A 20,270-nucleotide genomic window follows, 5' to 3' on the forward strand; every position below is an offset into this window, starting at 1 on the left:
GGAATTGCAAGCAGCATATGTATGTGATCCGGACATGCTTCTGCTTCTATTATTTCTACTCCTTTTTGTTCACATAACCTTCTTAGTATCTTTCCTATATCAGTTTTTATCTGACTATAAATCACCATTCGTCTATACTTCGGTGCAAACACTATATGATACTTGCAATTCCACTTGGAATGTGCTAAACTATTTATATCGTCTCGTTTCATGACGATACCTCCTTTGTTATTTTCAGTTTGGTTGGCAGACCATTACCATTATAACATGGGAGGTTTTCTTTTTCTACTCATAGCTAAAGCTTCTTTGAACCCCTGGCAGAGCCAGGGGTTTTCGGAATACAATAAAATCGGCACAAAAAGTGCCGATTATTTTATGATATTCTTTTTCCTTTGCCCTTTGAACGCTTTTCAATAGGCTTTTCCTTACCGCCCATGTCCTCGAAGATTCGCTCATCCTCATCGGGAGTATCGTCGATAAGCTCGGGGTTTATCTCTCCTATGCTTGTGTAATAAGGATTGATAACGTATTTCTGTATCACTGGATAGCTTATAAAGCAACTGAACAGACACAGGAATGCTGCTGGAAAGAACGGCAGCAGGAGCATGAATACAGGGAATACAAAGAACAAGAACACACCCATAATCGCAAGTGTCAGCAATGAAACGATAAAGATGATGAAATTCTGCTTCAATGCTACAAATGCGAGGGCAAATGAGTTCTTTAACAGATTTTTCAGAGATAATGTTGTTGCTATCATCATCGGGAAAATGTAATAATTCATTATCAATATAACAACGAACAAACTGAAAGCGATAACCATGGGTATGTACATTATCTTAGAGCCTGTCTGTATCGCGATAGCAGGATAGACCTGTAATGAAGAAAATGCCGACGCAAGAATAAGACAGTCAATAAAGCCTACTATAGCGGCGTTTTTGAAGTTGTCCTTGAAAGCTCCCCAGAAATCTCGCCATATAAAGGTGTGCTTTTCAATAACAAAGGCTTTTATTACCTTGGTCAATCCTGCTGTAGCAGGTCCGATGAATATTGCAAAAATTACCAACAAAACCACTGTGGATATTACAAAGCCGTTATAATTGTTCTTGAATATTGCCAGTGCAAATAAAATCAGCAGAAATGGCAAGAAAAATAACATATAAATAAAATTCAGCGCCAGAAGCTTCCAGAATTTTCTGCCAAGTATATCAAAAAACAGTGCAGCTCCTTTCTTTTTAGGAGCGTTTTTGGCTATACCTGAGCCTGCGCTGACATAATCCTTGAAAAAAATGCCCAATTAAAATTCCTCCGTTTTCTATCTGCTGAAAGAGCTGTAAAGATGTATGACAGCTCCGTCAGCCGCAGAAATTAGTATTGAAAATATAATAAGTACGATAAATCTGAGACAATACAGCTTGAAGCTTACGCTGTTTTCACTTTCGTCATATCTGTTCATGCAAAAAGCAAGGATAGCCCTTGAATTACGGACGGATTCCCTTACAGCTACAGCTGCAATAAAAGCTGCAGCAGAAGCTCTTGGCAAAAAGGTAAAAACAACAGGCAGCACAGCAGCTTTGCCGTAAATGACATACATCAGGGCTGCTGACACTCCTATACCTATCCCTCTGTACATGAGCAGAGCAAGTCCGCAGGCTCGTCCGAAAGCAAATAATCCTGCAAGATAGGCTGCGCCTAAAAACAGAAGCAGCGATACAAGAGTATGGAGCGAATCCCTCCATGAAAAGGACTTTGTATAAAGCATCTGATTTATCCATACAGAAGCCGAAAGCCGACTTTTTCCTGCGATAAAAGCTCCTATCGCTATGCCAATGATAACGAATATCATGTAAAAAAGCAAGCTTGTCCCGTCTTTTTTATTGTTGAACGTACTTATTTGTTTCATGCACATCATTCCTTTCACAGAAATATATGCGCATGATAATTATTTTAGACTTATTTTGAAAGCTCGTATGCTCTCTTTGTACAGCTGTCGCAGCAATTCTTTACTACGTCTGTAAGATTGCCCTCATACAGTCTGTCAAGACCTGCAAGAGTAGTTCCTCCCGGTGAAGATACCATTTTGATAAGCTCGTCAATAGTATATCCCGAATCGGTTATCATCTTTGCAGAACCGATAAGGCTCTGAGTAAAGAGCTCCTCAGCTGCTGCCTTGTCGATGCCTACCAAATCTGCATAGTCGATAAATCCCTTTGCAAAGAGGTAAATGAATGCAGGACTGCTGCCATTAATAGCGATTATCTCCTTCATCTTATCCTTTGAGATAACTGCTGCCTTGCCGCATATCCTGAAGATGTTGATAACCACTTCAAACTCTTCATCGGTAACGCGCTCGTTTCTTGAAAGTGCAGAAGCACCTTCGCCTAAAAGGAGAGGTGTGTTCGGCATTACAAGAACTACCTTTGCGTCGGGAATAGTTTTCTTTGCAATAAATTCGTCGCCAATACCTGCGGCAATAGAGATTATAACAGTATCCTTTGTGGTATGAGCGGATATTGCCTCAAGTACTCCCTCGATTATCTGTGGCTTAACTGCGAGAAATACATATTTGCAGTTCTCCATTATCTCCTTTTCTGAAGAACAGCCGCTTACTCCGTATTCAGCAAGAGCAGCAAGCTTTTCTGTACATGGATCAAATGCGAAAAGCTTTACCTCAGCTCCGAGAGTGCTTGTTGAGATTCCTTTCATTATTGCGGTGCCCATGTTTCCTGCACCGATAAAACCTATATTCATCATAGCTATAGCTCCTTATGTAATAATGCACTATTTATTATACATCACTTTGTACAAAAAAGCAAGTGTATTTTTTGCGTTATTCAATGATTAGCGGCGTTTTTTTGCGGCATTTATTGACTTTTTATAATTACAGTGCTAAAATTAGATTATTCAGCTGGCGGAGGAAACAAAAATGGACAGAAAGAAACCCAAAAACAACAAAATAACACGCTATTCCAATAGCGTTATCTATTATAAAAGTCTTTCATGCAGGGCAAGTATTTACGAGGACAGGCTTATAACTGATTTTTGTAAAAAGAACAGGATATCTAAAAGTATCTTTCTTGCTTCTGCGGCTATGTATTGCATAAACAACAATATAAGCGTAAAAGAACTGCTCAACAGTACTGCTACCTCCGAAAACTTTGATTTCAGAGACTATAAGGAAGATGAATATGAATTATGAATGCAAGCTGTGTCCGAGAGAATGCGGCGCTGACAGGACAAAGGAAAAAGGTTTCTGCGGTGCAGGAGATAAAGCTGTAGTCGCAAGAGCTTCTCTGCATAAGTGGGAGGAACCCTGTATTTCCTATAAAAACGGCGCAGGAACTGTTTTCTTTTCGGGTTGCAATCTTCACTGCTGTTTCTGTCAGAACAATAAGATAAGCAACGAGCTTTTCGGAAAAGAGATATCTGACGAAGAATTAGGAGATATTTTCCTGCGATTGCAGGACATGGGAGCAGATAACATAGACCTTGTTACTCCTACGCATTTTGTTCCGAATATTATAAATGCTCTTGATATGGTAAAAAGCAAGCTGTCTGTACCTGTAGTCTACAACTGCGGCGGCTACGAATCAGTTGAGACTCTAAAAATGCTCGACGGATATATTGATATCTATTTGCCCGATATGAAATACTTTTCCTCAGAAATATCTGCAAAGTACTCAAATGCTCCTGATTATTTTGAAAAAGCTTCAGCGGCAGTACTGGCTATGATAAAGCAGACAGGAGAGCTTAAATTCAACGACGAAGGCGGTCTTTTGAAAGGCACTGTAATACGTCATATGGTACTCCCCTCTCACAGACATGATTCCATGGAGATAATCAGGTGGATAGCTGAAAATACGGCTCCGAAAAATGTTCTTGTCAGCATAATGAACCAGTATACTCCCTTTGAATTTATTTCCGACAAATATCCCGAGCTTAAACGCCGCGTTACGAAAATGGAATACAACAGCGTTGTAAATCTTGCGGCTGAGCTTGGTATCAACGGCTTTACCCAGCAAAAAAGCTCGGCTTCACAGGAATATGTGCCTGATTTTGACCTTTCGGGAATATAAAAAGCTCCAAAACGGAGCTTTTTTAATTTTTGTGTCACAAATAGTGCTTCAAATGTGTTATATGTTATGAAACGTTTCAATCGAGGTGATAAAATGACTTATGACGAATCTGAAAAGCTGAAAAAGCTCTATGAAATATACGAGCAGCCCATGTACCGAATAGCCTACGCTGTTCTGCATGACGTGGGACTTGCCGAGGACGCTGTCTCAGAGGCTTTTATTCGTATCATGCATAAAATCGCAAAACTCGGTGACTGTCACAGCGAAAAGACAAAGGCGTATATCGTTAAGGTCATAAAAAGCACTTCCATAAACATCTATCGCAGGAATAAGCGGCGGTACAGCGAGGAAATCCCCATTGACGATGCCTTGCAAGTCGCCGACAAAGCTCAGCAATATTCTGACAACGGCTCAATGAACGAGATATTGGGCGTACTGAGCGAGACCGATAGAAAGATCGTCACTCTTCGATGTATCGAGGAACTGTCATGGAAGGAAGTTGCGGATAAATTATCCCTCACCGAAGCAAATGTAAGAAAACGCTTTGAACGTACGAAAAAGCGCTTAAAATCGAAAGGAGAGATCAACAATGAGAAATAAAGGTATACCTTCCAAAAAAGAATGGGACAAAATAGTTGATGAAGCCTTTTCATCAGACAAAAAGCATGATTTCTCCGTGAGGTATGAACTTCGCAGGGAGGACATACAGAAAGGAAATATTATGAAAAAGACAACAAATCATATCAAAAGGCGTTATATCAGTATGGTAGCAGCTGCGGCAGCCGTTGTTATAGGCGCTCCTATATCGATATATGCTATCTCAAGAGCAATTCCCACTTCGTCACCTATGGCGGAGGTAGAGAACGAGGAAGAGATAGCAACTCAGACAGTAATAACTCCCGAAGAACCTACAGAAGCCGAAGATGAAACAAAAGGTGTACTCCAGCTTGAAAAGAACGGCGAATATCAGTATATCCTTAGATTTACCCCTACTGATGAAGAAGCAAACGACGAGCAGAACTATGATGTTGAGTACACATTTCTGCCCGAGGGAACTTATCAGAGAGAACACGACTTCAAGTATGTTGTAGGAACAGGCGGAGGTATCACTCCTATTAAATACCGTGTATCAGCGGCTACACCTATGATTGAAAAAGTGGGCAGTATAGTAAAGCTTGACGATGTATCCAATGATGAAAAGACAGCTTATATATTCTACCGTCAGGAAAATATGTACTTAGGTGCAGAAGACACAAATTCATTCGGACGAGTTGTATGGATCCATTTCAAGGGAACAAACTTTATGCTTCAGCTGTACCTTACCGATGATATCTCAGACGATGACGTCCGCAGTGTTATTGACGGTGCTAAGCTTGTTCCGTCTGAGGAACAAGCAGCAGGTATATGGTTCAACAGAGAAGAATCTACCGATACCAATAGCGTTCAGCCTGCAACAAGCGGAAAGAGTATTGACGACTTTACTGTAGTAAGCGTTGGCGATACAGTCAAGGAAGAGCGTGAAGACGAAAATAATATCGAGATAACTGTTAATGACGCATGGGTTCAGGATAATTTCGACGGTATAACAACTGACGGCTGCGGCTGGGATGCGGATTACAGCGAATTTCTTGGCGAAGACGGCAAGATATATGAAACCTATTACTACGGTACTGTCGGAGACGGTATAAATACTATTGATGAAATTACAGATACTGTAAAGACACAAAAGAAAGTTATAGTTCTCGATTTGACATACAAAAACGTCGGGGACGAAGATATATTTGAGGATCGCGAAAACTGTAAGCTTGGCTGCAATATATTCCCAAGTCTGATCATAGCTCCCCAATGGGACTGCTACTGGCGTGTTAAAGCAAGCAATACAGATAAAATGCTTCTGAATCACAGCAAGCTTGCCTGCGAGGACTTTTTATCACTTGAATCAGATAATAAATCAGGTAAAAACGCTATAAATATCCCAGCAGGCGGCGAAACTCATGTAAGGATATCGCTTGTCGCTGATGCAGATGACCTTGATGATCTGTATGTAGACTATACAGGTCATGCGATGAATCATTCATACTATAAGAACTCGGAAAAATACCCGATATTACCTGTAAAGGATATCAAATAATATCAAAAGGCGATACATCAGTGTGTATCGCCTTTGTTTTACAAAAAAGCCGTCCGAATGGACGGCTTTTATAATTATACGTTGTAAATGATCTCGGAATAAGCCGGGATAGGCCACTTTGAAGCAGGCATATTGAGCTCTATCTCGTCTGCAATGCTTCTCATGATATCCATTTCAGCAAGCACCTTGTCGTGGAAGAATTCAGCCTGAGCCTGTATCTCCTTGACTGCGTTTGCTTCAGTGATACGAGCTTCGAGACGCTCTATTGAATCGTAGAAGCGGTCAGCAAGTTCATTGAGCTTCTTTGCTATCTTCTCATCTGTATTGCAGGTAAAGCCTATCTGCTTCTTTGTTGCGATAGCTTCACAGAGACTCTGAACGTGTTCCATGGTAGCAGGAAGAAGCTGCTTTCTTGCCATTTCTACCATTGTACGTGCCTCGATACGTACAGTCTTGGAGTACTTTTCAAGGTGTATCTCTGTTCTTGCAGCTACCTCGTTCTGGTTGTATATCTCAAACTTACGGAATATACGGATATTCTTTTCATCTGTGTAGTGAGGCATACAATCAACAGTTGAAGCGTAATTAGGAAGTCCTCTTTTAGCAGCTTCCTTAACCCACTCGGCAGAGTAGCCGTCGCCGTTGAAAATGATCCTTCTGTGATCTTTGATAACGCTCTTGAGAAGCTTTCTTACCTCTGCATCGAAGTTATCCTTGCCCTTGAACGGCTCAAGTATCTCAGTAAACTGGCTGAGCTCCTCACACATGATAGTATTGAGAAGTACATTCGGACAAGCAATATTATCGGAAGAACCAACCATTCTGAACTCAAATCTGTTACCTGTGAATGCAAATGGTGAAGTTCTGTTTCTGTCTGTAGAATCCTTAGGGAATGAAGGCAGTGCATCAACGCCTATTTTGAATGTACGTGTCTTTGTCTTGTACTCGCCGTCGTCCTCGATAGCCTGTAATACAGCTTCGAGCTCTTCACCGAGGAACATTGAAACGATAGCAGGCGGAGCTTCATCTGCACCGAGTCTGTGGTCGTTGCCTGCTGAAGCAGCTGACAGTCTCATAAGGTCAGCGTATTCGTCAACGCCCTTGATAAGAGCACAGAGAATTGTGAGGAACTGGAGGTTATCCATTGGAGTATCGCCGGGATCGAGAAGATTCTGACCGTCGTTTGTAGACATAGACCAGTTATTATGCTTACCTGAGCCGTTTACGCCCTCGAAAGGCTTCTCGTGAAGGAGACAAACAAGACCGTGCTTTAGAGCAACTTTTTCCATTACCTCCATAGCGAGCTCGTTCTGATCTGTACCGAGGTTAGATGTGGTAAAAATAGGAGCCATTTCGTGCTGTGCAGGAGCTACCTCGTTGTGCTTGGTCTTTGAGTAGATGCCAAGCTTCCAGAGCTCTTCGTCAAGGTCTGCCATATAAGCAGCAACTCTCGGACGGAGATTTGCGAAGTACTGATCGTCAAGATCCTGTCCCTTTGGCGGCTTTGCACCAAAAAGTGTTCTTCCTGTAAGGATAAGGTCTTCACGCTGGTCGAACTTTTCCTTATCTATGAGGAAATATTCCTGCTCTGCGCCTACAGTTGATGTTACTCTTGTAACTCTGTCGTTTCCAAAAAGCTTCAAGAAGCGAACAGCTGTCTTGCTGAGCGCCTGCATTGAGCGAAGAAGCGGAGTTTTCTTATCAAGGACTTCGCCTGTGTATGATACGAATACTGTTGGGATATAGAGACTTCCCTCTTTTACGAAGCAGTAGGAAGTAGGATCCCATGCGGTATATCCTCTTGCTGAGCTTGTTCTTCTGAGTCCGCCTGACGGGAATGATGAAGCGTCGGGTTCGCCCTTTACAAGAGCCTTGCCTGAGAACTCCATAATAGCCATACCATTAGGGGCAGGATTTATAAAGCAGTCATGCTTTTCGGCTGTAGAGCCTGTCATTGGCTGGAACCAGTGTGTGTAGTGAGTAGCGCCTCTTTCTATAGCCCATTCCTTGATAGTATTGGCAACAACATCTGCTGTTTCCATATCGGCAAGGGGCTCGTTGTTCTGCATTGTCCTTTTCAGTGCTTTATAGACATTCTTTGGAAGTCTTGTTTTCATTACTTCTTCATTAAAGACATTGCAGGCAAAAATCTCGGGAATATTAACTGACATATTCTTTCCTCCTCAGAGCATATCCGCTCCTAAATACAATACTCCATTATATTTTTCAATTATACCACTATGACGTCAATTTGTCAATATAACATGAACTCGGGCACTGTACTTTTTCTTCTTGATACAAAATATATGTACGCCGATGTTAAAAAAAGTATATTTTGCCATGCTAACACAAAAAATCCTCGGATCTCTCCGAGGATAATTCGTTATATTACAAAGTTAAGAGGCATACCGTTCTTCATTATTGCGTGGAGTTCACCCTGTATAAGGGGCATAAGGTAGTCATATGCAGGAGGAAGAACATTGTTTCCTTCCTCGTTGATCCACTCACGTGGGAAGAACTTTTCAGTATTTGCTGCTTTTGCTGCGTCTACAGTGTCAATTCTGTAGCTGTAGGGCATATTTGATTCTCTTACAAAAGTCATCATACAGCCTGATTTGCCATCAAGTCCTGCATTTACAGCTGCCATGCCAATAGCCTCTGCTGACTGTATATCCTCCAGTGAAGCAATGTGGGAGCTGCATCTCTGCATAACATTGAGCTCTATTGAACGAACCTTGCAGCCTATCTCAGCACCTACAAGCTTTTCAAGGAATTTGCCGATTCCTGCGAGATAGCTGTGACCGAACACGTCTTTCTGACCTGACTGATACTCTTCGGCAGCAAACTTGCCCTCAGCAGTCTTTACTCCCTCAGATACAACAACAATGACTGCACGGTGCTTCTTCATCTGCTCCTTGACATCTCTGAGGAAACCTTCAATACTGAACACAGCTTCAGGAAGATATACCAGATGAGGAGCGCTCTCGCCGTTTGCTCTGATACAGCATGACGCAGCAGCAAGCCAGCCTGCATGACGTCCCATAGTCTCGATAATAGTTACAGACGGTATACTGTAAACGTTACTGTCACGGGTTATCTCCTGAACGGTAGCGGCAACATATTTAGCAGCTGAACCGAATCCCGGGGAATGGTCGGTCTCGCAAAGATCGTTGTCTATTGTTTTTGGGATACCGATTATTTTTATATCATCAATATTGTATGCACGAAGATACTCTGAATACTTGGCAACGGTGTCCATAGAGTCATTACCGCCGATATAGAAAAAAATGCCTATATCACGCCAGCGAAGCACTGCTGTTATCTTTTCATAGATCTCAGTGCTTTCTGTATAGCTCGGAAGCTTTTTTCTGCATGAACCAAGAACAGCAGACGGTGTTCTGAGAAGCAGCTGATAGCTTACATCGCTGTCGATTTTTTCAGAAAGATCGACCATTTGGTCGTTAATGATACCCTCTATACCATTTAGAACGCCAAATATCTTATTTATCTTTCCTGATTTTTTTCCTGCATTGAAAACGCCTGCCAAAGATGCGTTTATCGCGCAGGTCGGACCTCCTGACTGTGCAACTGCAATATTCATATTCGTACATTAGCTCGGCAGTATTTGCCAAGCCGTCCCTCCCATAATATTAGCCATACGGCTTCAATTATATTATATCATGATGAATAGTATTTTTCAATAAGTATAAAATCCAAAAAAACGTAACATATAAGCGCAATATTTGAAAAATACAGCAATTATTGCACAATAGATATACAAAAGGTTATATTAGATTGAAATGCAACAGAGCGTTTTTGATACCGTCCTCTTCGATAGGAGATGTAATATATGAAACATATGGATAGATCTTCTCAGCTCCGCCCATTGCTATGCTGTTAGGTACTGCCTCAAGCATTGGCAGGTCGTTCATACTGTCGCCAATAGCATAGGCGTTATTCATTGATATTCCCAGCTTTTTCAAAACCATTTCTATGCCAGTAGCCTTTGAGTAGCCAAGGGGAACGTTTTCATAAAATCCGCCGCCGCGGTCTATTATCGAGAAGCTCTTTCCGATTTCTCGCGTAAAAAGCTCCATATCACTTTCAGGATTTACCCAGATCACGAATTTATCAAATCCAAAGTCATCGTCCTCTACCCTGCCGCTGATATCTATTCCCGAATCAACGAATACTTCCATAAACTCTTTCAGTCCGTCTGCTATCGGAGCTTTATCATCGAAAAAATAGCCCTCCGAATGCTCGTATACAGGAGTTACCCTGCATTTTCTCATGAGCTCGGCTATACTTCTGCACTCTTCCTGTGGGATAGTTCTTGAAAAAAGCACTTCTCCGCCGTATTCTATATAAGTTCCGCAGCCGCAAATGTAACCGTCAAATCCTAATTCTTTAACTCGCGGACTGATATTGAAAGCCGTTCTGCCCGAATTAATAAACGTTAGATTGCCTTTCCAGCGAGTAAGCTTGATAGCTTCACGGGTACTTTGAGGAATTACTGCTCTTGCGTCCTCAGTTACAAGAGTTCCGTCGATGTCGAAAAATATTATTGAACGCATAAAAACACTCCTTATCCATTAACAATAAACATTATATTACGAAATAAAGGCAATGTCAAGAAATTTCGGAGTTGCAAATAATACTGTAAAATGATATAATATACCTGAGGTGATGAGATATGCTCCACATTTACTATGGCAACGGAAAGGGAAAAACGACTGCCGCTGTCGGTTTAGCTGTTCGAGCAGCCGGTGCAGGCATGAAAGTCGGCTTTTTTCAGTTTTTGAAAAACGGGAGTTCTTCCGAAATAACTGTTTTAAAAAAATTAGATAGTATCGAAGTGTTTTGCTGCGATAAATGCAATAAATTCACTTTTTCAATGAACGAACAGGAGCTTGATGAAATAACGCAGCAGCATACTGAAATGCTCAAAAAAGCGGCTGAGTTACTTGAAAAAGGTGATATAAATCTTCTTATACTCGACGAGTTCCTTGACGCATATAATAAAAAGCTTATTGATATGGAATTTGCCGATTATTTTATCGACAATACAGTAAATAAAGGCGAAATAGTTATGACAGGCCGTACTCCGACTGAAAAGCTTAGAGAAACTGCTGATTATCTAACCGAAATGACAGCTTTAAAGCACCCTTATACCATGGGTATTTCAGCAAGAAAAGGCATAGAATACTAAAAACTGCCGCAATCATGCGGCAGTTTTTTATGTCATGTCTTTTAGCTCTTCAAATAAAGCTATATCCTCCGAATTCACCTTCAGATTAGTTATTATGGTCTTGCTGTCCCCCTCGGGAGGAATCACCTTGATCTCTATAACACTTCCCTCTCTCACTGAACCAACGGCTGCCTTGAAAAAGAGCGGAACCTTCGGGTGGTTTACTTTAAATCTATCGAGAAGAGATTTCAGCTTTATCAGATTCATTGGATTCATTGTTTTCACCTCTACTGTATTATATCACAGTTTCAGATGATTTTCAATCTGTTTTTTCAAGACTTCCTCTTTTGATAAGAAATTGCGCACATAAACCTGTGAATGCGCCTGCGATACAGCCTGCGGCAAGCAAAAAAGGATAAACAGAAAGCACAGCAAATGAACGCATTACCAGAACTGCAACTATCATTTGTCCGGTGTTATGCAGTATAGCACCTAAAATACTGCTAAGCCATATAAAATTCATCGATACGATACGTTTGATAAGAAGCATACCTGCAAGGCACATCACGGCTCCCGCCATACTGTACATGATAGCGGCGATATTTCCGCCAAAAATCGAGCCAAGTACCACTCTTGTGACAACAACTGCGGCTGTTTCTCTTGCAGAATACTTGTAAACCGCATAAACAGTGACAATATTTGCAAGTCCAAGCTTTACTCCTGGTATCGGGATAATATTCGGGATTTGCAGTTCTATTATGAATATAATGAGAGCAACAGCGGTCAAAAGTGCCAGTCTTGCTAATTTTTTTGCTTTCATACTATTCATTCTCCTTATCTGAAAATCTGATAACGAGCTTATGTGGCAGACACACTATCGGGATACTTTCGGAACGCAGAACTCCTGTCTTTACGCAGGTCTTATCCGGACAATCTGCGTCGATTATTGATATTTTGCCGTTTTCTATTTTTATATCATTCCATCCGCCGTCGGGGAATTCTACGCGGAAAGTCATGTTTTCTTCCTGTGACAGGTCAAATCTGTAAATTATCCTGTTATTCTGAACTACCTCTACGCAGGTGCTGTCCGACTTTTTCATGCCTAAAATAATAGCTATGACAGACGCAGAGAAAATCAATGCTATTGCCGCTATAAGAAGCTTATCGCTCTTAGTCATTATTTATCACCTCGGCAGTCATAGAGCTGATGTTCTGGAATTTATCTTTTATTCCGCCTGTATAAAGAATTCTTTCATCATCAGTCACAAAAATAAAGTCGTACCCTTGATAGCCCTTTATTATCTCCTTATATCCGCCTAAACCTGCAACAAAGAGCGCAGTTGACAGACAGTCGCAGTTAAGACCGTTTTCACCTATAACCGTTACTGAAACAAAGCCGTTTTCCGCAGGATAACCGTCGGCAGGATCAATAATGTGCCAGTATCTTTCACCGTCATCTCCTGTAAAGAACCTCTCATAATTTCCTGAGGTTATTACTGCTTTGTCGCTTATTTCCACAACGCACATATCTTTTTCAGGCGAAAACGGATCGCGGACTGCAACTTTCCAGTCACTGCCGTCGGGCTTGCTGCCCAATGTCTGTACATTGCCGCCAAGACTTACTATAGCCGAATCAACATCATGTGACTTGAATATTTTCATTATTTCATCGCCTGTATAGCCTTTTGCAAGAGCGCCAAGGTCGATTTCGGCATTCTCAGGAATAAATACTGTCTTATCATTAAGTTTTATTTGTCTGTAATCGACATTTTCAAGCAGACTTTCAAGCTTATACTCTTCAGGGATATGATATTTCTGTGTTGTGAATCCCCATTCTTTTAAAACAGGAAAGATAGTTATATCAAGAGCTCCGTTTGTGCTCTCCCCTATCTCTAATGCCTTATCAATAAGTACAGCTGTATCATCGCTGACAGCAGTCTCTTTTCCGCAGGAGTGGTTTATCTTCCAGATATCACTTTGATCCGAAGTCGCTGAAAGTTCGTTTTCAAGCTCATGTATGCGTTTTTCAGCTTTTTCAAGAGCAGGTCCAGCGTTTTTTCCGTAAGCTTTCAGCTCCATATATGTATCCATTGCAAATACATCGCGTGTTACTGCAATATTTTTATCATTGTTTGTTTTATCTGCACAGCCGCAAAAGATCGAGATAGCGGCAATTGCTGTGAAAACAAGATTTTTTCTCAAAGACATAAAAGTTCTCCTAATCAAAACTGTGCTAATTATAACACATCTTGTTAGTATTTGCAACCATTTTAGTAAACCAAGTGCAACAAAAAAAGCGGATCATATGATCCGCTTTTAAAATTACTTCTTGAGGAGGCTCTTTCCTGTCATTTCAGCAGGCTGTGGAACTCCCATGATATCGAGCATTGTAGGTGCAAGGTCTGCAAGTACGCCGCCTTCGATTAGCTCGCCCTCAACGCCTACAGCGATAAGAGGAACAGGATTTGTTGTATGAGCTGTGAACGGACTTCCGTCAGGCTCCATCATCTTGTCAGCATTACCGTGATCGGCTGTGATAAGAGCTGCGCCGCCCTTTGCAAGTATCTTGTCAACCATGCGGCCTACGCAGGTATCTGTAGCCTCGACAGCCTTTACAGCAGCGTCAAAGATTCCTGTATGACCAACCATATCGCAGTTTGCATAGTTGAGGATAATAACATCATACTTGTCAGAGTCAATTGCCTCGCATACAGCGTCGCATACTTCATAAGCACTCATTTCAGGCTTGAGGTCAAATGTGGGAACATCAGGAGACTTGATAAGGATCCTGTCCTCGCCCTCGAACTGTTTCTCCTCGCCGCCGTTGAAGAAGAATGTAACGTGTGCATACTTCTGTGTTTCTGCGATACGAAGCTGAGTTTTGCCAAGCTTTGCAAGGTATTCGCCCATTGTCATTTTGAGCTGCTCAGGTGGATAAGCTACAGATACATTAGGCATTGTAGCGTCATACTGAGCCATGCATACGAAGTTGACAGGGAAGAAACCGTTTCTTCTCTCAAATCCGCTGAACTCGGGATCAACGAATGAACGTGTGATCTGTCTTGCTCTGTCAGGACGGAAATTGAAGAAGATAACGCTGTCATCAGCCTTTATCTGAGCGCCGCCCTCGATTACTGTAGGAAGCATGAATTCGTCGGTAACTTCGTTAGCGTAGGAATTCTTGATAGCCTGTACAGGATCAGATTCCTTTACGCCCTCGCCGTAAACGAGAGCTGCATAAGCCTTTTCAACTCTGTCCCATGCATTGTCTCTGTCCATAGCGTAGAAACGTCCTGAGATAGTAGCTATCTTGCCAAGACCGATCTTTTTGAGCTCTGCAACTGCCTCTTCCATATACTCGGCAGCAGATGACGGAGGAACATCACGTCCATCAAGGAATGCGTGGATATAAACCTTGTCGAGACCATTCTTCTTAGCCATTTCAACGATTCCGTACATATGCTCCATGTGGCTGTGAACGCCGCCCGGTGAGAGAAGTCCCATAAGGTGCAGAGCACTGCCCTTTGCCTTACAGTTGTTCATAGCGTCAAGAATAGCCTTGTTATTGAAGAAAGTGCCGTCCTTGATATCCTTTGAGATCTTAACGAGCATCTGATATACGATACGTCCTGCACCGATATTGGTGTGACCTACCTCAGAGTTACCCATCTGTCCGTCAGGCAGACCAACATCAAGTCCGCTTGCGCCGATAATAGTATTAGGGCACTCTGCCATATACTTGTCAATGTTTGGCTTCTTAGCGGCAGCGATAGCGTTGCCGTATGTATCGGGATTATAGCCGAAGCCGTCCATGATGATAAGTGCTACAGGTTTCTTTGACATTCTAATTTTCCTTTCATACATAAGGGCGGAAGATATCCGCCCTCATAATTATAAGTTTTATCAGCCGTTTACAGCAGCCTGAACGATTACGTTGAAGTCCTCAGCCTTGAGTGAAGCACCGCCGATAAGACCACCGTCGATGTTTGGCTTAGCAAGAAGCTCAGCAGCGTTCTTAGCGTTCATTGAACCGCCGTACTGGATAGTTACAGCGTCAGCAGTTGCCTGGTCGAAGAGCTTAGCAAGCTGTGCACGGATAAATCCGCAAACTTCCTCAGCCTGATCAGGAGTAGCTGTAAGACCTGTACCGATAGCCCATACAGGCTCGTAAGCGATAACAACGTTCTTTATCTGCTCAGCAGTAAGTGACCAGAGGTCGAGCTTGATCTGACGAGCGATAACTTCCTCAGTAATGTTGCACTCACGCTCCCACTTGAGCTCGCCAACGCAAACGATAGGCTTGAGACCAGCCTCGAGAGCTGCAATAGTTCTCTTGTTTACAGTCTCATCTGTCTCGCCGAAGTACTGTCTTCTCTCGCTGTGACCGATAACAACGTACTCAACGCCGAGCTCTGTAAGCATATCAGCAGAGATCTCGCCTGTGAAAGCGCCGCTCTTCTCGAAGTGAACGTTCTCAGCACCGATTTTTACGTTGCTGCCTGCTGTTGTGTTGATAGCTGTTTCAAGGTTTGTGAAAGGAACACAAGCGATGACCTCAATCTTGCCTTCAGCGTTAGCAACAAGGGGCTTGATAGCCTCGAGAAGTGCTTTAGCCTCGGGGCGTGTCTTGTTCATCTTCCAGTTTCCTGCGATAATAGCCTTTCTTAATGACTTGTTCATGTTAATTAACTCCTTTGATCAAAATTTTATTTCATCATCATAATAAGGAAGCATATCCGGCTCTTTTTCATAAGTATTGTTTCCGTTATTGCAGCCTATCTTTATGCCTTTCTTTATTGGAGAAAGGAAAAATCCGAAGATGACGCCTGCGAAGAAACTGCAAATCGCAAACAGCCACACAGCGGTATTGCTGTTTCGGATTTCCTCAGTAAATTTGCAGGTGCAATTACATTTTTTCATATTATTTCCCTCTTTTCGGAAATAAAAGCAAGTATTTCTATCCAAAAAACAAAGCAAATTCCAATACAATGATCATCGCGGCTAAAAATAAGCAGGCCAGAGCTGCTGCTGTATCAAGCGGAGGCTTCGGAATAAATTCCTTAACTATTTTGGGATCATTCCGATTCACGTATATAAGAGCTTTGTTTCCGTATATCGTAAAACCACCGATGACAGCCGTATACTCGACATTATCAACGTAATACCGAACCTGATTTCCTTTAACTTCATTATTATCAAGAACATCGGCCTTTGTCCTGAGCCAGCCTGCATGAGAAGGCGGAAGATTGACCGTCTTTTTTAAAATGCTCCTTATGCCGTACCATAGCATCTTGAACATAAATACGTTCAAAGCTACTATTATACCTAAAATAAGCAGCGAACCGATTATATTTTCCATAGGATATTAATTCTGCAACAGAAATACGCTTTATCATATTAGCAATCAAGGGCGAATATCTCTATCCGCCCGATTGTTTAAAAGATTACTTTTCAGCGATAGCTGCAACACCTGGAAGCACCTTACCCTCGAGGTATTCCAGTGAAGCACCGCCGCCTGTTGAGATGTGGCTCATCTTGTCAGCGAAACCGAGCTGGATTGCAGCTGTAGCAGAATCGCCGCCGCCGATGATAGTTGTAGCGTCAGCCTGTGCAAGAGCCTCGCAAACTGCAACTGTACCCTTCTTGAGAGTTGGGTTCTCAAATACGCCCATAGGTCCGTTCCAAACAACAGTCTTAGCTGTCTTAGCAGCCTCAGCGAAGATAGCAGCTGTCTTAGGTCCGATATCAAGTCCCATCTTATCAGCAGGGATCTTGTCAGCGTCAACGTACTCTACGCTGATCTCTGCGTCGATTGGATCAGGGAATGAAGCTGCAACAGCTGTATCAACAGGAAGAAGGATCTTCTTGCCGAGCTTCTCAGCCTTTGCAAGCATTTCCTTACAGTAGTCAAGCTTCTCTTCGTCAACAAGTGACTTACCGATAGAGCCGCCCTGTGCCTTTATGAATGTGTAAGCCATACCGCCGCCGATGATAAGTGTATCGCACTTCTCAAGGAGGTTAGAGATAACGTTGAGCTTGTCAGCTACCTTAGCACCGCCGAGGATAGCAACGAAAGGTCTCTCAGGAACCTCTACTGCATTTCCGAGATACTGGATCTCCTTCTGCATGAGGTAACCAACTGCTGTCTCCTTAACGAACTTTGTAACGCCTGCTGTTGAAGCGTGAGCTCTGTGTGCAGAACCGAAAGCGTCCATAACGAATACTTCGCCGTCGATAAGGTCAGCAAGCTCCTTGGAGAACTGCTCGCCGTTCTTTGTCTCCTCGTCGCCGCGGAAACGTGTATTCTCAAGAACAACTATCTCGCCGTCCTTCATAGCTGCTACAGCCTTCTTAGCGTTCTCGCCTACAACTGTATCATCAGCTGCGAAAATAACGTTTGTCTTAACGAGCTCGCCAAGTCTCTTTGCTGCGGGAGCAAGTGAGAACTTAGCCTCAGGACCGTTCTTTGGCTTGCCGAGGTGTGAGCAAAGAACTACCTTTGCACCGTTCTCAACCAGCTTATTGATAGTTGGGAGAGCAGCCTGGATTCTGTTATCGTTTGTGATAACGCCGTCCTTCATAGGAACGTTGAAATCAACTCTTACGAGTACCTTTCTGCCCTTAACGTTAATGTCTTCTACAGTAACCTTGTTTAATCCTGCCATGGGTATGACATCCTTTCGTAATAAAATACATTCTTAGCTGTTGTTATATTATTAACAACGTACATTTCTATTTTACACTATTTTGAAATATTTTGCAAGCTTTTCCGTAATATTTTTCTTGTCAAACATGAAAATTTTTTGTGACCGAGCAATTTTATGAAAAATGCCCTGTTTTATCCAACAGGGCATTTCGTATTACTTGAATACTGCAAGCAGGAATCCTGCTGCGATAGCAGAACCGATAACGCCTGCTACGTTTGGTCCCATAGCGTGCATGAGCAGGAAGTTTGAAGGATTTGCCTTCTGACCTTCCATCTGTGATACACGGGCAGCCATAGGTACAGCAGAAACGCCTGCCGAACCGATAAGCGGATTGATCTTGCCGCCTGTTACAGCGTACATGATCTTACCAACAAGAAGTCCGCCGACTGTTGAGAAGCAGAATGCTGTAAGTCCGAGAACAACGATCTTGATAGTTTCCAGTGAGAGGAATCTGTCAGCAGCAGTTGTAGCACCAACGGAGATTCCGAGGAATACTGTTACGATGTTCATAAGAGCATTCTGAACTGTGTCGGAAAGTCTCTCTGTAACTCCGCACTCTCTCCAGAGGTTGCCAAGCATAAGACAGCCAACGAGAGGAGCTGTTGAAGGAAGAAGCAGGATAACGAACATTGCAACGATTATAGGGAAGATTATCTTCTCTGTCTTTGATACAACACGAGTCTGCTCCATTTTTACCTCTCTCTCCTTCTTTGTGGTAAGGAGCTTCATGAGAGGCGGCTGTATCATTGGGATAAGAGCCATATATGAGTAAGCTGCGATAGCGATAGGTCCGAGAAGATGAGGTGCAAGTCTTGTTGTAAGGAATATCGCCGTAGGGCCGTCGGCACCGCCGATGATACCGATAGAAGCGGCTTCGTTTCCTGTAAAGCCGAGGCATACAGCTCCGAAGAATGCAAGGAATACGCCCATCTGAGCAGCAGCTCCGAGGAGAAGGCTCTTAGGATTGGATATGAGCGGACCGAAGTCTGTCATAGCGCCTACGCCGAGGAATATCAGTGAAGGATAGATACCTGCCTTAACACCTATGTAGAGGATATCGAGAAGTCCTCCGTTGCGCATGATAGCACCATAGCTGTGATAATCTTCGTGGTCGTGATTAAGGAAATTATCCCATAGATTAACGTGATAGAGAGCGTCTGAAGTGTCTCCGCCTGTGAAATACGAAAGATTTACGAGGAGACAGCCGAATGCGATACCAACGAGAAGAAGCGGTTCAAACTTCTTCTTGATACCGAGATAGAGAAGGACGCAGGAAACAGCTATCATTATAAGGTTTTTCCAGCCTCCGTCAATGAGAAAGCTGTGAAATCCTGAGCTTTCCCAAAGAGTTTTAAGGGTTTCAAGAATGTCCATTTTCTGTCCCCCTTATGCAATAACAACAAGAGGTGCGCCAGTATCTACAACTGAACCCTTGCTTGTAACTACCTGAGCAACTGTACCGTCCTTAGGAGCAACGATCTCGTTCTCCATTTTCATAGCCTCAAGTATGATAAGGATCTGTCCTGCCTTTACTGTATCGCCCTGAGCAACGTCAACTCTGAGGATATTACCAGGCATAGGAGCAGTTACAGTCTCGCCTGCTGCGAGATTTACAGGAGCAGCAGGTGCAGCCGCAGGAGCGGGAGCTGCTGCCGGAGCAGCGGCAACAGGTGCAGCAGGAGCTGCCTGTGCAGGAGCAAGTGCATCATATTCATCAAGAAGAACAGCCTTTCCCTGCTCTACCTCGACCTCATAGGTTTTACCGTTAAGTGTAACTTTATACTTCATGATTATTTGACCTCCTTAATGGAAATAAAGTGCAGCTCGTTGAGCGGCTTCTGCATTTTGTCAGCAACGATTGCCATTATCATTGCAGCTTCCTTATCAGGAACGTCAAAGAGCTTGACATGACCTGCTGAACCCGGTGCAAGCGGAAGTTCAGCCTTTGTTTCTGCTACAGGCTCGGCAGGAGCAGCTTTTTTAGCAGCAGCCTTGGCTTTAGCGTCCTTGGATTTGAAAATTGCACCTGTGCAGTAAAGAACTATCATAAGAATAACGAGTCCCGAAAAAACGACAGCATAGCCAAAAACTGCGGTCAATGCAGCGTCACCGATGGAAAGCTCATCAGCTGTTTCAGCTGCGGCAGAAATAAGCATATTATCAAACAT

General features: G+C 42.9%; 24 protein-coding genes. 5 read left to right on the top strand and 19 right to left on the bottom strand.

Features of this window, described 5'->3' with window-relative positions; genetic code table 11:
- From tnpA to proC, 4 genes are all read right to left on the bottom strand, one after another.
- The coding region (gene tnpA, locus T497_RS0110610; protein ID WP_028515598.1) for an IS200/IS605 family transposase at positions 1–212 on the bottom strand (212 nt) is incomplete at its 3' end.
- A gap of 161 nt (positions 213–373) precedes the next feature.
- Positions 374–1,297: a DUF624 domain-containing protein gene (locus tag T497_RS0110615; RefSeq protein ID WP_028515599.1), complete on the bottom strand. Its 924-nt coding sequence runs from the start codon at positions 1,295–1,297 to the stop codon at positions 374–376.
- Between the two features lie 18 nt (positions 1,298–1,315).
- Positions 1,316–1,903 carry a hypothetical protein gene (locus T497_RS0110620; RefSeq protein ID WP_028515600.1) on the bottom strand — a complete coding sequence of 196 codons (588 nt, stop codon included), beginning with the start codon at positions 1,901–1,903 and terminating at the stop codon, positions 1,316–1,318.
- Between the two features lie 50 nt (positions 1,904–1,953).
- The gene (proC, locus tag T497_RS0110625; protein WP_028515601.1) at positions 1,954–2,754 is read right to left on the bottom strand and encodes a pyrroline-5-carboxylate reductase; all 801 of its coding nucleotides are present in this window, start codon (positions 2,752–2,754) and stop codon (positions 1,954–1,956) included.
- Between the two features lie 172 nt (positions 2,755–2,926).
- Between proC and T497_RS0110630 the strand changes: the two genes are divergently transcribed.
- The 4 genes from T497_RS0110630 (at position 2,927) to T497_RS0110645 (ending at position 6,207) form a co-directional block, all read left to right on the top strand.
- Positions 2,927–3,199 (top strand): hypothetical protein, encoded by a 273-nt coding sequence (locus tag T497_RS0110630; protein WP_028515602.1) that lies wholly within the window; start codon positions 2,927–2,929, stop codon positions 3,197–3,199.
- A complete protein-coding gene (locus T497_RS0110635; RefSeq protein WP_080693358.1) occupies positions 3,189–4,076 on the top strand; it encodes a radical SAM protein in 888 nt (295 codons plus the stop codon). The genes T497_RS0110630 and T497_RS0110635 overlap by 11 nt, the downstream gene beginning before the upstream one ends.
- A gap of 93 nt (positions 4,077–4,169) precedes the next feature.
- Complete coding sequence (locus T497_RS0110640; protein WP_028515604.1) at positions 4,170–4,676, top strand: RNA polymerase sigma factor; 507 nt, start codon at positions 4,170–4,172, stop codon at positions 4,674–4,676.
- Positions 4,666–6,207: a hypothetical protein gene (locus T497_RS0110645; protein ID WP_028515605.1), complete on the top strand. Its 1,542-nt coding sequence runs from the start codon at positions 4,666–4,668 to the stop codon at positions 6,205–6,207. Before T497_RS0110640 ends, T497_RS0110645 begins: the two co-directional genes overlap by 11 nt.
- A gap of 74 nt (positions 6,208–6,281) precedes the next feature.
- Here the strand turns inward: T497_RS0110645 and T497_RS0110650 are convergent, their stop codons facing one another.
- The 3 genes from T497_RS0110650 to T497_RS0110660 form a co-directional block, all read right to left on the bottom strand.
- On the bottom strand, positions 6,282–8,378 hold the full coding sequence (locus T497_RS0110650) for a glutamine synthetase III (RefSeq protein ID WP_028515606.1): 2,097 nt from the start codon (positions 8,376–8,378) through the stop codon (positions 6,282–6,284).
- Positions 8,379–8,590: 212 nt separating this feature from the next.
- Positions 8,591–9,808, bottom strand: coding sequence for a 6-phosphofructokinase (locus T497_RS0110655; RefSeq protein ID WP_028515607.1), 1,218 nt, complete (start codon positions 9,806–9,808; stop codon positions 8,591–8,593).
- Positions 9,809–9,992: 184 nt separating this feature from the next.
- On the bottom strand, positions 9,993–10,781 hold the full coding sequence (locus T497_RS0110660; protein WP_028515608.1) for an HAD-IIB family hydrolase: 789 nt from the start codon (positions 10,779–10,781) through the stop codon (positions 9,993–9,995).
- 119 nt (positions 10,782–10,900) lie between these two features.
- On the opposite strand from T497_RS0110660, the gene T497_RS0110665 reads away from it, so the two are divergent.
- Positions 10,901–11,416, top strand: a complete 516-nt coding sequence (locus T497_RS0110665) for a cob(I)yrinic acid a,c-diamide adenosyltransferase (protein ID WP_028515609.1) — start codon at positions 10,901–10,903, stop codon at positions 11,414–11,416.
- 27 nt (positions 11,417–11,443) lie between these two features.
- Here the strand turns inward: T497_RS0110665 and T497_RS0110670 are convergent, their stop codons facing one another.
- The 12 genes from T497_RS0110670 to T497_RS0110725 form a co-directional block, all read right to left on the bottom strand.
- A complete protein-coding gene (locus T497_RS0110670) occupies positions 11,444–11,671 on the bottom strand; it encodes a hypothetical protein (protein WP_028515610.1) in 228 nt (75 codons plus the stop codon).
- 43 nt (positions 11,672–11,714) lie between these two features.
- A complete protein-coding gene (locus T497_RS0110675; RefSeq protein WP_028515611.1) occupies positions 11,715–12,215 on the bottom strand; it encodes a Gx transporter family protein in 501 nt (166 codons plus the stop codon).
- Position 12,216: 1 nt separating this feature from the next.
- Complete coding sequence (locus T497_RS0110680; protein WP_028515612.1) at positions 12,217–12,573, bottom strand: NusG domain II-containing protein; 357 nt, start codon at positions 12,571–12,573, stop codon at positions 12,217–12,219.
- Positions 12,566–13,603 (bottom strand): FAD:protein FMN transferase, encoded by a 1,038-nt coding sequence (locus T497_RS0110685; protein ID WP_028515613.1) that lies wholly within the window; start codon positions 13,601–13,603, stop codon positions 12,566–12,568. The genes T497_RS0110680 and T497_RS0110685 overlap by 8 nt, the downstream gene beginning before the upstream one ends.
- A 114-nt stretch (positions 13,604–13,717) precedes the next feature.
- Complete coding sequence (gpmI, locus tag T497_RS0110690) at positions 13,718–15,238, bottom strand: 2,3-bisphosphoglycerate-independent phosphoglycerate mutase (protein WP_028515614.1); 1,521 nt, start codon at positions 15,236–15,238, stop codon at positions 13,718–13,720.
- 60 nt (positions 15,239–15,298) lie between these two features.
- Positions 15,299–16,075 (bottom strand): triose-phosphate isomerase, encoded by a 777-nt coding sequence (gene tpiA, locus T497_RS0110695; protein ID WP_028515615.1) that lies wholly within the window; start codon positions 16,073–16,075, stop codon positions 15,299–15,301.
- Positions 16,076–16,093: 18 nt separating this feature from the next.
- Entirely contained in the window at positions 16,094–16,315 is a 222-nt protein-coding gene (locus T497_RS0110700; RefSeq protein ID WP_028515616.1) for a hypothetical protein, read from the bottom strand.
- Positions 16,316–16,352: 37 nt separating this feature from the next.
- The gene (locus T497_RS0110705; RefSeq protein WP_028515617.1) at positions 16,353–16,754 is read right to left on the bottom strand and encodes a hypothetical protein; all 402 of its coding nucleotides are present in this window, start codon (positions 16,752–16,754) and stop codon (positions 16,353–16,355) included.
- A gap of 85 nt (positions 16,755–16,839) precedes the next feature.
- Positions 16,840–18,060 carry a phosphoglycerate kinase gene (locus T497_RS0110710; RefSeq protein WP_028515618.1) on the bottom strand — a complete coding sequence of 407 codons (1,221 nt, stop codon included), beginning with the start codon at positions 18,058–18,060 and terminating at the stop codon, positions 16,840–16,842.
- Between the two features lie 195 nt (positions 18,061–18,255).
- Entirely contained in the window at positions 18,256–19,476 is a 1,221-nt protein-coding gene (locus T497_RS0110715) for a sodium ion-translocating decarboxylase subunit beta (protein WP_028515619.1), read from the bottom strand.
- Positions 19,477–19,488: 12 nt separating this feature from the next.
- The gene (locus tag T497_RS0110720) at positions 19,489–19,890 is read right to left on the bottom strand and encodes a biotin/lipoyl-containing protein (RefSeq protein WP_028515620.1); all 402 of its coding nucleotides are present in this window, start codon (positions 19,888–19,890) and stop codon (positions 19,489–19,491) included.
- 2 nt (positions 19,891–19,892) lie between these two features.
- A complete protein-coding gene (locus tag T497_RS0110725; protein ID WP_028515621.1) occupies positions 19,893–20,270 on the bottom strand; it encodes an OadG family transporter subunit in 378 nt (125 codons plus the stop codon).

The organism is Ruminococcus flavefaciens MA2007, assembly GCF_000621845.1.
Lineage (GTDB): Bacteria > Bacillota > Clostridia > Oscillospirales > Ruminococcaceae > Ruminococcus > Ruminococcus flavefaciens_E.